We start from the raw sequence: 14,636 nt of genomic DNA on the forward strand, positions 1-14,636 counted from the left end.
CCACCGCCTCTTGAATTCTTCAAGGCCAATATTGGGCGGTGGACTTGATGAAGCCGAAGAGGATGTCCCGCCGCGCGACGATCCCCACCAGTTTACCGTCCCGGACGACCGGCACCCGGATCAGGTGATCCGCCTCCAGCAGCCGGATGATCTCGTCCACCGAGGTGTCTTCACGGACAAATTTGACGTCCCGCGTCATGATCTCCTCCGCCCGTACGTCTTTGGGATCCCGGTCCTTCATGAGGATGCCGAGCAGATCGAATTCGCTTACCAGCCCCACCAGCATTCCTCCGTTCTCCACAACCGGAAGGCTGCCGAAGTTATGTTTGGTCAGCTCGGAGGCGATGTGCCGGGCCGAATCGGAGGGCCTGCAAAACTTGACGTCCTGCTCCATCAGCAACGAAGCCGGCAGTTTATGAAAATCACGCTTTTCGGTCAAATATTCTGTGCGTCTCATGACGAACCCTCCTCTTGTATAGCGTTCAAATTTCTCCTCCCCTGTCAATATTTTTAAGCAAAGGCCGTGCCATTTATCGGGGGAAAAATGTCGGGGGGACCTCCGCGGACTGCTTTGAAAATAAAGAGAAACGACTCTATTGTCGGAAGCCTTCATCGATCGTCTTGGATCCGGGGGGGAACGGAGTGTCCAATGGGCTGGACAAGAAAAAAGATTATAAGATTTTTTCCGTCGGATTTTCAAACGGCTTCTGATGTCCATAGAAATGGACATTTGTCTATGCAGCGGCAGGGGTTACTCGATGAGGTAATACCGTTTCAATTTGTTGTAGAGCGTGGCCCGGCTGATCCCCAGAAGTTTGGCCGCCCGGGATCGATTGCCCTTGGCATGACGCACGGCCTCCACGATTTTTTCCTTTTCGACGCTTTCGGTGGCCATCCGGATCGCCTTCGGCAATGCATCCCCCGCTTGTTCGTCCGGGGGCTCCATAAAAAGGGCCTCGGGGGTAATTTCCGGACCGGGGCTCATCAACACGGCGCGCTCGATCACATTTTCAAGCTCCCTCACATTGCCCGGCCAGGGTGACTCGATCAGGAGCTTCAGGGTCTTCGGTGAGATTTGCTTCGTTTCAACCCGATTCCGCTCGCAATACTTCATGATGAAATGGTCGGCCAGAAGGGGGATATCCTCCCTCCGGTGTCGCAGGGCCGGAATCACGATCGGAACGACGGCCAGACGGTAATAGAGATCTTCGCGAAAGGCCTTGTTCTCGACGTTTTTCTTGAGATCCTTGTTCGTGGCGGCGATGACGCGGACATCCACTTTGATGGTCTTGTTTCCCCCCACCGGCCGGATCTCGCCCTCCTGAAGGACCCGCAACAACTTCGATTGGAAGGCCGGGGTGGTATCGCCGATCTCATCCAGCAACAGCGTCCCCCCATCGGCCTCTTCGAAAAGTCCCTTTTTATTGCTGACGGCTCCGGTAAAGGAACCCCGCACGTGACCGAACAACTCGCTCTCCAAAAGGGTTTCCGGAAGGGCCCCGCAGTCGATGGCCACGAAGGGACGATCGCGTCTCGGACTTTGCTGGTGGATCGCGCGGGCGATCAGCTCCTTTCCGGTCCCGGACTCGCCGTAAATTAATACCGTGGTCGGGCTGTCGGCGACCCGGCCGATCAGGCGGAAGAGGTCCCGCATCGGCTTGCTCCGGCCGATGATGCTGCCCAAGGCGGATTCGGCACCGACCTTTTCCCGCAAACGCTCCACCTCCCGGGTCAGCCGATGCAGTTCCAGGGCCTTTTTCACCGTCAGGGTGATTTCATCATTGTTGACCGGCTTGGTCAGATAGTCAAAGGCTCCCTCCTTCATGGCGGAAACGGCCGAATCGATCGTTCCATGGGCCGTGAGCATGATACCGGGCAGAGCCGGTGCGATCTTCCTCGCCTTCTTTAACAGCTCCAGGCCCCCCAATCCGGTCATCTTGAGGTCCGAAATGAGAAGGTCAAACCGTTCCGTCTCCAGCTTCTCGACCGCCTCCTCCCCGGAAGAGGCCGTCACGACCTCGTAACCTTCTTTGCCCAGGATTTTTTTAAAGAGGTCGAGCATGTTGGGCTCGTCATCGACCACCAGAATTCGCTCGGGCGTCGGGGAATCGGGAGGAAACGGAGTCATCGCGCCTGCCTCCTCGGGTCCGCCGGCAAATACAATGAAAACGTGGTCCCACGGCCCGGCGTGCTCTCGACCGAAATTTTTCCGTGATGGGCCTCCACGATGCTTTTGCAGATGGACAGGCCCAACCCCATTCCTTTTTTGCTCTTGGTCGTGAAAAAGGGAAGAAAGATCTTGGAGAGATGAGCGGGCTGAATCCCCTGCCCCGTGTCCGAGACGGTGATGATGACGTCGTCGGGCGGGGCCGGATCGTTGACCGGATCACCGGCCATGGAGTGCGGCCGGGCCGCGATCCCGACGGTCAACTTTCCCCCGTTCGGCATCGACTCAACGGCGTTGAAAAAAAGATTGACCAGCACCTGGCCAAACTGCTGGGGGTCCGCCCAGATCTTGGGAAGCCCGCCCGGATCCTCGAACACGGATCGAATGCCGGCCTTGAAGAGCCGGGGGGAAATCATTTCGATATTTTTCCGGACAATCTCCGCCAAATCCGTCTGGGTATGCTGCGGAGGGGTCTGACGGCCGAAATCCAGGAGATCCTGCATGATTTTCTTGCAGCGTCGCGCCTCTTCCTCGATGATTTTCACGGATTGATACCGGGAATCCTCCGGATCCAGCTCCGTCAGCAGGTCCTGAGCAAACCCGATCACGATGCCCAGCGGATTGTTGAATTCATGGGCGAGGGAGGCCGTCACCTCCCCGAAGGAGATCAGCCGGTCGGAGAGAATCAGTTGCCGTTCCTGATTGATGGACAGATCGCGGAATCGCCGCTCTCTCTTCCGGAGGGACTCCTCCATCTGCTTGTGCTCGGTGATGTCGGTCAGTGTGCCCACATAACCCAATATTTCTCCCTTCGGACCGAGTTCCAGTTCCACTTGAGCAAACACCCAGACCGTCTTGCCGTCGGCATGGCAAAAGCGATGCTCCGACCGAAAGGATTTCCCATCATGGACGGTACGGGACCATTCGGCGAAGACGCGCTCCCGATCGTCGGGGTGCAGGTTCTTCATCCAACCTGTGCCCTTCGCCTCGTCGGAGGTCAATCCGACGATATTACACCCCCTCTCGTTCAGGTAGATTCCATTTCCATGGACGTCCGTTCGGAATATCCCCACAGGGGATGTTTTGGTCATGGCACGAAAGAGCTCCTCGCTCGCCCGCAGCGCATCCCCCGTTCGCTTACGGTGGGTGATGTCCTGAATGAGGGCGATCACGAAGTCTTGCCCTTGGATGCGCACGGGGCTTATGCTGATTTCGACGGGAAACTCGGCCCCGTTCTTGCGACGGCCGGACAATTCAAGTCCGATGCCCATCGGCCGCGTCATGGGCTTCGCGGCGTATTCGGCGCGATGAACGGTATGGGCTTCTCGGAAGCGCTGGGGGATCAGAACTTCGATGGGCCTGCCGATCAGTTCATCCCTGCGGTAGCCGAAGATCTTCGTGGTCTGATCACTGATGAATCCCAGGCGACCCTCCGGGGTGACAATCACGGCGGCGTACGGGAGCGCCGCCATGAGCGACGCGAAAAGACTGTCCTTTAGAACGACCGGTTCAATCGATTGAACCGGTCCCTGATCGAAATGATCCGGTTTCGAACTGGGCATGAAGAAACCCTCTAACTCTGTTACCTTATCCTATTCCCAGGGAATTCCATTGTCAAGACAAGCGGCATAGAATGGTCGTGAAGGGAATGGACTTACGGAGGCAGGAGTTGCCTTCGAATCAACAGCGTTAGTTCGTTGATGTTAAAGGGCTTAACCATATAGTCGGCTGCGCCTTTGAGAAAAGCAAGCGTACGGGTTGACTCGGAAGGATAAGCGGTCATCATTATGACCTTGGTATCGGGTCGTAAACTTTTAATCCGCTCCAGGACCGAAAATCCGTCCATCGGTTGCATCCGGATGTCCGCCAGCACCAGATCGAACGGCTCCTGTTCAAACCACCCCAGGGCCTGTTTCCCGTCGAACGTCGCTCTGACTTCGTATCCTTCTTTCCCAAGGATTTTGGACAGAAGGTTCAGGAAATTCTCTTCATCGTCAATGACAAGGATTCTGGGATGACCCATGGTTCCGTTTACCTCCGGAGACCTTTTCTTTTGAGTTGTCAAAATTTCTTTGATAACTTACAAGAAAGCAAGACACGTGCCATGGACTCCGTTTTTGACGAAGATATATTAATCTGAATTTGAAGGACCGTGGAACAGGGGCTGGAGTTCGGGCGGTTCAACTGTTATAATGGGCACGACACGGAGAAAATCGATTCCCACACTTCACGGACATCTCACCGGACTCAAGGCCGGACAAACCCGACGCCTGGAGCATCTATACCGCCGCCGAATCCCCCCCGACAAGGTTGTGACACAGGAGCTCGCACGCGCGCTGACCGAACTGTCCCGCGAGATCGGGCGGCAGATCGGTCTGATCATCACCCGACGGGGGGAAATCTACGCCGTGATCGTGGGCGACGACCGCGAGATATTGATCCCGGACCTGTCCAAGTTCCGCGCCGGCCGGTTCAGGCTTCGGGGCGTCCGCTGCCTCCACACCCATCTCGACGACTCGCCCCTGACCCAGGACGACTTCACCGACTTGGCCCTGCTCCGGCTGGACCTCATGGCCGCGATCGGCGTACAGGAAAACGGGCTTCCCGGCCATTGTTATCTCGCCCACCTCCTCCCCCCCAACCCGGAGGGCAAGACCTGGGAGGTTCATCCGCCCATCTGGACCCATCAGTTGAACCTGGATTGCCAGTCCTTCGTAAATACGATTGAGGAGGAACTGGCCCGGCACCAGACCGCGTATGACGTCAAGGACACGCGGGAGCGGGCGATCCTGGCCAGCGCATCCACGCAGAGCCGGCTCGATCAGGAGGAATCGATGGAGGAATTGGCCGAGCTGGCGCGAACGGATCGGCTCATAGTCGTGGACACCGTGACCCAACGGCCCAAGACGCTCCATCCGAAATATCTCATGGGGGAGGGAAAGATCAAGGAGCTGATCATGAAGGCCTATCAGCAAGGGGCCGACCTGCTCGTCTTCGACCAGAACCTCACCCCGCTCCAGACCAAGGCGATCGGCGAGATCACGGAGATGAAGGTGATCGACCGGACCCAATTAATCCTGGACATCTTCGCGCGACGCGCGCACAGCCGGGACGGAAAGGTCCAGGTCGAGCTGGCCCAGTTGAAATACCGCCTTCCCCGCCTGTCGGAGCGGAGCACGGCGCTCTCGAGGCTGACCGGAGGCATCGGAGGACGCGGACCGGGCGAGACGAGGCTGGAAGTGGACCGACGGCGCGCGCGGGACCGGATCAGCCGCCTGGAGAAGGAACTTCAAACGCTCAGCCGCGCGAGGACGGAGCGGCGGACCTTGCGGGTGAAGAGCGGGGTCCCGATCGTCTCGATCGTGGGATATACCAATGCGGGAAAGTCGACGCTGTTGAACGCCCTGACCCGCAGCGAGGTGCTGACGGACGACCTGCTGTTCGCCACGCTGGACACCGCCAGCCGCCGGCTGCGCTTCCCCCGCGAACGGGAAGTGATCATCACCGACACGGTCGGCTTCATCCGCGAGCTGCCGGAGGACTTGATGGGCGCCTTCGCGCCGACGCTGGACGAGCTGCGGGACGCCCATCTGCTTCTCCACGTCGTGGACATCGGCAATCCCCGCTTCGAGGAGCAGATCGAGGCCGTCGTGAAACTGTTGACGCGGCTCGGGCTGGATCAAATTCCCCGGCTGGTGGTGTTCAATAAAGAAGACCGGGTCGATCCGCAGATGGTCAAAGACGTCTGCCAGCGCTTTCAGGCCGTCTCGATCTCGGCGCTTCATCCCGAGACGCTGCCCAAACTTCTGGCGGTTCTCGAAGACCGGGTCTTCCGGTCAGGACAGGAGGCCCGCTCATGATCCTCGACACCCGAAAAACCTCCTACCATCCCTGGTTTTTCCCAAACAGCACGGCGATCCCGGCCGGCGCTTCGCCCACCGGAAACGTGGCCTGGACCGTGTCGGTTTCCGTATCGACGACGGCGACCCGTCCCTTGGGCTTCTCCCCGCTTAATGTTACATACGCATATTTTCCATCCGCACGATAGGCGATGCCTCGCGGTCCCGGCCCGACCGGTATTATTTTTTCAACCTTCCAGTTGTCGAGATCGACCTTGTAGACGGCGGCCGACCCCATGCAGGGAATATAGAGAAAAGGCCGCGTGGGATGAACCGGGGCCTCCATCGGGAGTATGCCCACGGGCAGACTCGCCACAACCGTCTTTTGCGCCATATCGATCTTGTGCACCCGGTTCAACCCCACGTCGGTCACATACGCCGATTTTCCGTCACCCGTGATTCCCATGGCCATCGGTTTGGCGCCCGGAGGCAACCCGATTCGATCGACTTGATGACGCGCGAGATCGACCCTCGAAATATCCCCGGTGCGGCGGTTGGGAGTGAGTACGAAGCGTCCGTCCGGCGTGAGGACAAGTCCATGAGGACCCCTTCCTTTCAGCTTCACGGTCTCGATCACTTTAAACTCCGGGACCGAAATCACGGAAAGCGTCGAGGCGGCTTCATTGGAAACGTACAGCCGCTCCCCAGCATGATCCGGAACGACATGGACCGGCTGGTGTCCGGTGACCACGGAGGCGACAAGGGCGTGGGTGTTGACGTCAAAAATCTGAAGCAGGTCGTCCGATTGTTCGGTGAACAGAACGGTCACGTAGAAATACCGGCCCCGCGGATCGACATTCACGTCATGCGGGCGTTCCCCCGTGGGAACCTCCGCCACGGTGCCGAGCGTGGCGAGATCGATCACCGAGACGCTGGAGGAGACATTATTGACGACATACAAGCGCTGAAGGGATGAGGAATGGGCTGCCGGGGCCGCGGAGAAAAGGATCCATAAAATAATCCCGGCCCCCGAGACGATCCTGCGGGTCAAGGGGAAAAAGGGGGGGCGAGGTTTCACCGGAGATGCTTCTTCAACACTTCATTATCGCTGATCCGGGGATCGGCGGGGGCGAGCCGAACCGCCTCCTTAAAATGTTCCGCAGCTTCCTCGTGTCTTCCTTCCTGATCCAAGGCCAGGGCCAGATTGAAATGGGCCGCCGCCAGATCCGGATCGGCCTCCAGCGCGCGGCCGAAGTCGGCGGCCGCCTTCTCCCAGTGCTCCCGAAGCAGGTGATCCATTCCGTCCCGATTCCTCGCCGCGGCCGTCGCGTTCGCGTACCCCTCGGGCGCGGCGATCGCCATCCGGCCTGCCGGACTCTCCGGAAGCCTCGGCGGGGAACGATCCGAGCAGGAGGCGCAGACGAGGAGAACCATCACCAGTAGACCGATCCCGATACGGACTTTCCCGCCCCCCATCGCCTGCCCTCATCCCAGTCCCTTATCAGGACGTTATCGTTCGTCTTCCTGCTCGAGAAGGCTGAGGCAATACTTAAGCACGTCCTGTTCGGAGAGGATGCCCACCAGCGCGCCATCCCGATCAACGACCGGCAAACCGCCGATCTTGTGCTTGATCATCGAGGCGATCGCGTCCTGCACGGAATGATTTTCCCGGATGGTGATGACGTTCAAGGTCATCGCTTCTTCGACCGGCAGTTGCAGGTAGGCATCATCCCGATCGCTTTTGGAGAGCTTCAGGCTGGGCCGGCCGCCCAACTGTCGCAGATCACGGTCGGAAATGATACCGACCAGCTTGCCGTCCTTGGTGACCGGCAGCCGTCGGATTTCGTAGCGGGTCATGACCTCGATGGCCTTTCCCACGGTCGCGTCGTGGGCGATCGTAACGGCCTTGGGAGTCATCAATTCGCTGACGGGCATGCGTTTCATCTTGTCCTCGTGGAAGAATAATCCGTTCAAATCCCGATTGAAAATCGTACGCACTATAGCATGAATCGACACCGGACAACAAGGGTTACCCTCAATCGCCCCCGACGCCCCTGCGGACGACCACGATGCCGGAAGGATCGAGATGGTGCCGGGCGCGGTCCTTTTCCGGATCGTACCCCAAGTGCGTGCCGGCCTCGAGGTCGTTGTAGCGATCGACGATCGCGCGACGAAGGCGGGACCCCCGCCGAATGCGAACGTAGTCCATCACGATCGAATCCTCGATCACCACATCTTCCTCAAGCCACACCTCCCGCCGGATGATCGAATTGCGAACGGTCGAGTTGTTCACGACCGTCCCACCGGCCAGGCTGCTGTTCTCGATCTCGCCCCGGATGATCTTGGCCACCGGCCCTTGATAATTGCTGGAATAGATGGGCCATTGGGTGTTGAAGGTTTCAAATTTGGCCTCGGCACCGAGGAGGTCCTGATGCGCGGCGTAATAAGCCCCGATGGTTCCCACGTCCCGCCAATAACCCCGTTCTTCAAAGGGATGGACGCCCGGAACTTGATTGGACAGAAAATCGTAAGCGAACACCCTGTGGGTCTTGCTGAGTCGCGGGATCACGTGCCTTCCGAAATCACGTTCGCCGGAACGATGGGCTTCGTTCAGTGCGTTCGTGAGAAGGTCGGTGGTGAAGAGGTAATTACCCATGGACGCGTAGGCCCGTGTCGGGTCTCCGGGCATCGCCGTCGGACCTTCGGGCTTTTCCTCAAATCCCCGGATCCGGCCGTCCGAATCGGCCGAGATGATTCCGAACGAGGAGGCCTGGTCGAGCGGGACGGGCAACGCGGCCACGGTCACGTCCGCGCGGCGCTCCAAATGGTACGCGACCATCTGGCGGATATCCATCCGGTAAATATGATCCGCGCCGAAAACGGCCACGAGGTCGGGATGGTGGCGGTCGATGAGGTTGATGTTCTGATAAACCGCGTCGGCGGTTCCCTGAAACCACTCCGGGCCGGTCCGCATCTGGGGCGGCACGACCGCAACAAAGTGACCGGGCAACATGGGAGAAAGGATCCAGGAGCGGCGGACGTGCTCGATGAGGGATTGGGATTTATACTGAACCAGCAGATAAATGGCGTGAATCTCGGAATTGACCAGACTGCTCAGGACGAAATCGACGATCCGGTAGCGTCCTCCGAAGGGGACCGCGGGCTTCGAGCGATCGGCGGTCAACGGATGGAGACGGCGTCCTTCTCCACCGGCCATGACCATGGCCAGGATTCTCGGATGCTGCATCGAGGAATCCGAGGCCGGCCGGTCGCTGCTCTTTTTCCCGCGAGGCATAAAGTCTCCTCACACCCGTTCTCGTCCGAGGGGTTGGAAACGAAAATAATTCGATGGACCGATGGCGAGATTATAGCGAAAACCGAAAAGAATCTCAAGGGGCGTCGGGGCGTCAACGCCCCCATCGAAAAAGCTTGTTCGGATCATCCCAAGGCGAAATTGGGGTAGGGCCATTTCGGCAGCGGGGCCGATTCTTTGACGAGGTAACGCCTCATCCGAATGTCGCAGACCGCGTAGCCCCAATTGATCAGCCGGCATTGCTCTTCCTCGCTGAAGGAGTTCAAGCGCGTGCGAGTCTTCGCCAGTTCTTTGATGACTTCCGCGGGAATGAGGAGACCGCCCGGAAGGTTATACCCCTTGAACTCCGTCATGATCCCCCAATAGGAGCCGTTGCGGTACCCGAATTGGTATTCATAGGCCAGCGCGCGTTTACGAAGCGCGCGCGCCTGGTTGGCGGTGACGTCGAAGGCCCGGAGCGTCTGGCCGTACCAGTTTGTCCTCGGACCAGGGTTGAGGTCGAAGGGCAGGCCCGCATCGCTCACAAGAAGGGTCTGATAGCGGTTCCAGACGGTCTCAAGGCCGAGATTGTCATACACCCCGCCGTCGCTGAGAACGAGACGCTTCCGGTAGGCCTCCTCATCGAAGAGATCGGCCCCCTTGGTCCTTGTGAAGTTCACCGGATTCGCATCGATGACCACGGGCGAGAGATAGGGCGGGTAGGCGCTCGAGGCGGCCACGGCCAGCGAAACCCGGAAGTCGGGATTTTTAATCAGCCCGATCCGATAATCCCCCGCGTAGGGTTTGGAGAACCGGAAGTCCACCCCCGTGGCCAGGTTGGTGGAGTTAAAAACGAACAGCGGGGCATTATTCGTCGGGAGATCCTGAAGGGTTGTTTCCCCGAAAAGATATTTCCGGTACTTTCCCTCCACCGCGTCGCTGACCCGCTTCCCGGGCCACAGAACCCCTTTCAGGATGGAAGGCGTGTCGACGGAACGCCCGCAAAATTTCCGGAGCGGATTCGTCACCTCCTTGACGAAGTTGTTGGCGACGCCGTTGGAGAAGTGCAACGTGGTCCATTTGCAGGCCAGCCATCCGGCCGTGATCGAACCGCCCGACACGCTCGAGATCCGGCTCAGTTTCGGCAGATAACCCAGTTCATTCAAACGCCAGAGCGCCCCGCAGTGAAAGAGGGTCGCGCGAAACCCTCCCCCCGAAAGAGCCAGGCCTATCCCCGCCTCAACACCTTCGCTCCCGAACGGCATCCCTATTTTCTCATCGAATGGGCCGGCGGCCGGAATCAAAAAGGCGACCGACCGATTACAAAGACGATCCGTAGTATTACCAGAACTCTTTGCGAAGTCAAGACGATTTTGATTTTGAACCTGTGACCGAAACCCCACGTCGGCCGGTCCATCGTGAGCGGCTATCGGAATTTTTTTATCAATACAACCTCGTATTTATTCTACCCCGACCTAGTATTTTTACGAGTAGATACAGAATCCGCGAATCATTATAATTGAATTCCCCGACAAATTAGCCGGTTGTGGAATAAACACCGCGGGTCTCCGTTTGTGGTGTTTTTTAGAGGCGAGAATCAACCTCAACAAGATGAAATAACTGGCCGATGCGGCCAGTCTGGGCATCGTGAACGGAATAAATTAAAACCAGCCGGTTCTCTCCGAACCGGGCCCGGACGTGGCGCGAATTCACGTCGCGATCGTCGATTTTAAACAAAGCCACCCGGCCATCAGTGCGGTCACGACCGTCATCCCCGTGGGATCGGACATCAGCCTCGTAAAGATAGGTGCCATCGGCCCATGATAAGGAGGAACAGATGATGACTGTAAGATTGAACTGGACTTGGCTTGTTTCTGTCGTTGCCGTACTGCTGATGGCCACGTCGATCATCGGCCCGGTAGGGGCCCAGCAGCCGGCCGCCCCCCCACCGCCTGTCTATCCGACCGACCGGACGGTGCTGCCGATTCCGGAACCTCGGTATCCCCACAGCACCGTGTTCGATGCCCGCAATGCCACGCCGCCGCCGCGCTTCGTGGTCAAGGCGCCGGACAAGGCACCGAACGTACTGATCGTGCTGATCGACGACATGGGTTTCGGCCAGTCAAGCGCCTTCGGCGGGCCCATCCATATGCCGACGGTGGAACGCCTGGCCAATGAAGGGCTGCGCTACAACGAGTTTCACACCACGGCGCTCTGCTCGCCGACGCGCGCGGCGCTGCTTTCCGGCCGTAATCATCACATGAACAATATGGGCTCTATTACGGAGACGGCCACCGCCTTCCCTGGACAAACCGGCCAGCGTCCCAACAGCGTGGCGCCGCTGGCCGAGATGCTGCGGCTGAACGGCTACAGTACAGCTGCCTTCGGCAAAAGTCACGAGACGGCAGCGTGGGAGGTCAGCCCCTCGGGCCCGACCGATCGCTGGCCGACCCGCTCGGGCTTCGACAAATTCTACGGCTTCATCGGTGGCGAGACCAATCAATGGGCGCCCTTGCTCTATGATGGGATGATCCAGATCGAGCCGTCGCATGACCCGAACTACAACTTCATGACCGACATGACCAACCAGGCCATCGCCTGGATGGAGTATCAGAAATCGCTCACGCCGGACAAGCCCTTCTTCATCTACTTCGCGCCCGGCGCCACACACGCGCCGCACCACGTGCCCAAGGAGTGGATCGCCAAATATAAAGGCAAGTTCGACCAGGGCTGGGACATTCTGCGCGAGGAGACGCTCGCCCGTCAGATCAAGCTGGGCGTGGTGCCCGCGGGCACGAAGCTCGCGCCGAAGCCCGAAGCGATCAAGGACTGGGACAAGCTGACCCCGGATGAGAAGAAGCTCTTCGCCCGCCAGATGGAGGTCTTTGCCGGTTTCGGCGAGTATGCCGACACGGAGATCGGCCGCTTGGTCGACGCCATTGGGGAGACCGGACAGCTCGACAACACGTTGATCTTTTACATCGTCGGCGACAACGGGGCGAGCGCCGAAGGCGGCATGAACGGGCTCTTCAACGAGTACACCTATTTCAACAAGGCGCCCGAGACCGTCCAAGACATCCTGAAACACTATGACGAGCTTGGCGGTCCGATGACGTACAACCACTACGCCGCCGGCTGGGCGGTCGCGGGCGACTCGCCCTTCGAGTGGACAAAGCAGGTCGCCTCGAGCTATGGCGGTACCCGCAACGGGATGGTGATCCACTGGCCCAAGGGGATCAAAGCGAAGGGCGAGCTGCGATCACAGTGGCACCACGTCATCGACGTTGCGCCGACGATCCTGGAGGCAGCCGGTCTGCCCGAGCCGAAGAGCGTGGACGGGACGGTCCAGGAACCAATCGAAGGCGTGAGCATGGTGTACAGCTTTGCGGATGCCAAGGCGCCGAGCCGACACACGACCCAGTATTTCGAAATCTTCGGCAACCGGGCCATTTATCAGGACGGCTGGCTGGCCGGCACCGTCCACCGGGCGGCATGGGAATACAAGGTCCGGAGGCCGCTGGAAGATGACGTTTGGGAATTGTATGACACCCGGTCGGACTTCAGTCTGGCGAACGACCGGGCCGCGAAGAACCCGGCGAAGCTGAAGGAACTACAAGATCTCTTCATGAAGGAAGCAGTCAAGTATTCCGTCCTGCCCCTCGATGATCGTCTGGAGGAGCGCTTCATCGCCGCACTGGTCGGGCGGCCCGACCTGATGGCTGGACGCACGTCGCTGACGGTTTACCAGGGGATGACCGGGATGTCGGAGAATGTCTTTATCAATGTGAAGAACAGGTCGCACTCGATCATCGCCGAGTTGGAGATCCCAGCGAAGGGGGCCAACGGCGTGATTCTGGCCCAGGCCGGGCGCTTCGGCGGCTGGAGTTTATACATGAAAAACGGCAAGCCGACCTACACCTATAATTGGCTGGGCTTGAAACGGTTCACTGTGGCCGCAAAGGAGGCATTGCCCCCCGGTAAGGCGACCCTCCGTTTCGAGTTCGCCTATGACGGGGTCGGGATGGGCAAGGGCGGCACCGGCACTCTCATCGCCAACGGCAAGAAAGTTGCCGAGGGACGGATCGAACAGACACAGTGTTGCTTCTTTTCGGCGGACGAAGGCGCCGACGTCGGCGCGGACGAAGGCACGCCGGTCACCGAAGCCTACAAGGTCCCGTTCAAGTTCACCGGAAAGATCGACAAGGTGACAATCGAGCTGCAAGAGATGAAGGCGGCCGACAAGGATGAGGCGGATAAGGCCCAAAAGGAAGCCGGGTTGAAGAAAGGACTGTCCGATTAACAACATGAAACCAAGATTCAGAAAAACACAAAATGCCCGACCTAAAAACGCCGCTTGGGTCTGGGGGACGGCCATTACGGCCGCCATCGTTGTCATGACAGCGGTCGCGTGGAAGGCCTCACGTTCGAATCAGGGAGCCACGGCGGCGGCCGTGCCCGTGTCGGCTTCGTCATCCTTCCTGCCGACGAATCCGAACGCGGCGACGTCCCCCGGCCCGGCGCCGGAGGGCATGGTCTGGATTCCCGGCGGGGAATTTTCGATGGGCGTGGCCGATCCCGTCGGGATGGACCGGAATGACGTTGGGATGCATGCAACGGACGATTCCCGCCCCGTTCATCGGGTCTATGTCGACGGTTTCTGGATGGACAAGACCGACGTCACGAACGAGCAGTTTGAAAAATTTTCCAAAGCGACAAAATATGTGACGGTGGCCGAGCGCACGCCGACGGCCGAGGAATTTCCGGGCGCCCCGCCGGAGAATCTTGTGGCCGGCTCGGTGGTCTTCTCCCCGCCCGACCATCCGGTGGAGCTCAATAATCACCTTCAATGGTGGTCCTACGTGAAAGGCGCGAACTGGCGACATCCGCTCGGTCCGAAGAGCTCGATCAAGGGAAAAGGAAAGTATCCGGTCGTGCAGGTCGCCTATGAAGACGCGCTGGCCTACGCGAAATGGGCCGGCAAGCGGCTGCCGACCGAGGCCGAATGGGAGTTCGCCGCGCGCGGTGGGTTGACGGGTAAGCCTTATGCCTGGGGCGATCAATTCCGTCCCGACGGAAAATGGATGGCGAATACGCACCAGGGTCACTTTCCTTACAAAGACACCGGAGCGGACGGATATATCGGCATCGCGCCGGTCGCGCAGTTTCCGCCCAACGGCTACGGCCTCTACGACATGGCCGGCGACGTCTGGCAATGGACGAGCGACTGGTATCGGCCCGATTACTACGCACAGCTCGCCGCCTTGGGCGGCGTCGCGCGCAATCCGAAGGGGCCGGACTCATCGTTCGACCCGTCCGAGCCCGCGGAAAAAAAACGCGT

General features: G+C 59.2%; 12 protein-coding genes. 3 read left to right on the forward strand and 9 right to left on the reverse strand.

The window, feature by feature from the left end:
• Positions 1-19: 19 nt before the first annotated feature.
• From VMN77_02695 to VMN77_02710, 4 genes are all read right to left on the reverse strand, one after another.
• Positions 20-457 carry a CBS domain-containing protein gene (locus VMN77_02695; GenBank protein HTN42685.1) on the reverse strand — a complete coding sequence of 146 codons (438 nt, stop codon included), beginning with the start codon at positions 455-457 and terminating at the stop codon, positions 20-22.
• 294 nt (positions 458-751) lie between these two features.
• Positions 752-2,128 carry a sigma-54 dependent transcriptional regulator gene (locus tag VMN77_02700; GenBank protein ID HTN42686.1) on the reverse strand — a complete coding sequence of 459 codons (1,377 nt, stop codon included), beginning with the start codon at positions 2,126-2,128 and terminating at the stop codon, positions 752-754.
• Complete coding sequence (locus VMN77_02705; protein HTN42687.1) at positions 2,125-3,729, reverse strand: PAS domain S-box protein; 1,605 nt, start codon at positions 3,727-3,729, stop codon at positions 2,125-2,127. Before VMN77_02705 ends, VMN77_02700 begins: the two co-directional genes overlap by 4 nt.
• A 92-nt stretch (positions 3,730-3,821) precedes the next feature.
• On the reverse strand, positions 3,822-4,190 hold the full coding sequence (locus VMN77_02710) for a response regulator (GenBank protein HTN42688.1): 369 nt from the start codon (positions 4,188-4,190) through the stop codon (positions 3,822-3,824).
• Positions 4,191-4,359: 169 nt separating this feature from the next.
• Here VMN77_02710 and hflX point away from each other — a divergent pair, with 169 nt between their 5' ends.
• Complete coding sequence (hflX, locus tag VMN77_02715; protein HTN42689.1) at positions 4,360-6,027, forward strand: GTPase HflX; 1,668 nt, start codon at positions 4,360-4,362, stop codon at positions 6,025-6,027.
• Positions 6,028-6,049: 22 nt separating this feature from the next.
• Here the strand turns inward: hflX and VMN77_02720 are convergent, their stop codons facing one another.
• The 5 genes from VMN77_02720 to VMN77_02740 form a co-directional block, all read right to left on the reverse strand.
• Positions 6,050-7,084, reverse strand: a complete 1,035-nt coding sequence (locus tag VMN77_02720) for a YncE family protein (GenBank protein ID HTN42690.1) — start codon at positions 7,082-7,084, stop codon at positions 6,050-6,052.
• Entirely contained in the window at positions 7,081-7,482 is a 402-nt protein-coding gene (locus VMN77_02725; protein ID HTN42691.1) for a tetratricopeptide repeat protein, read from the reverse strand. The genes VMN77_02720 and VMN77_02725 overlap by 4 nt, the downstream gene beginning before the upstream one ends.
• Before the next feature lie 33 nt (positions 7,483-7,515).
• On the reverse strand, positions 7,516-7,950 hold the full coding sequence (locus VMN77_02730; GenBank protein HTN42692.1) for a CBS domain-containing protein: 435 nt from the start codon (positions 7,948-7,950) through the stop codon (positions 7,516-7,518).
• Between the two features lie 91 nt (positions 7,951-8,041).
• Entirely contained in the window at positions 8,042-9,253 is a 1,212-nt protein-coding gene (locus VMN77_02735; protein HTN42693.1) for a glucose-1-phosphate adenylyltransferase, read from the reverse strand.
• 191 nt (positions 9,254-9,444) lie between these two features.
• Positions 9,445-10,563, reverse strand: a complete 1,119-nt coding sequence (locus VMN77_02740; GenBank protein HTN42694.1) for a patatin-like phospholipase family protein — start codon at positions 10,561-10,563, stop codon at positions 9,445-9,447.
• Positions 10,564-11,135: 572 nt separating this feature from the next.
• Here VMN77_02740 and VMN77_02745 point away from each other — a divergent pair.
• Complete coding sequence (locus VMN77_02745) at positions 11,136-13,598, forward strand: arylsulfatase (protein HTN42695.1); 2,463 nt, start codon at positions 11,136-11,138, stop codon at positions 13,596-13,598.
• A 4-nt stretch (positions 13,599-13,602) separates the two neighbouring features.
• Positions 13,603-14,636, forward strand: a 1,034-nt coding sequence (locus VMN77_02750; GenBank protein ID HTN42696.1) for a formylglycine-generating enzyme family protein, incomplete at its 3' end; no start/stop codon positions are given.

It is taken from the genome of Nitrospiria bacterium (assembly GCA_035498035.1).
In the GTDB taxonomy this organism is placed as follows: domain Bacteria; phylum Nitrospirota; class Nitrospiria; order JACQBZ01; family JACQBZ01; genus JACQBZ01.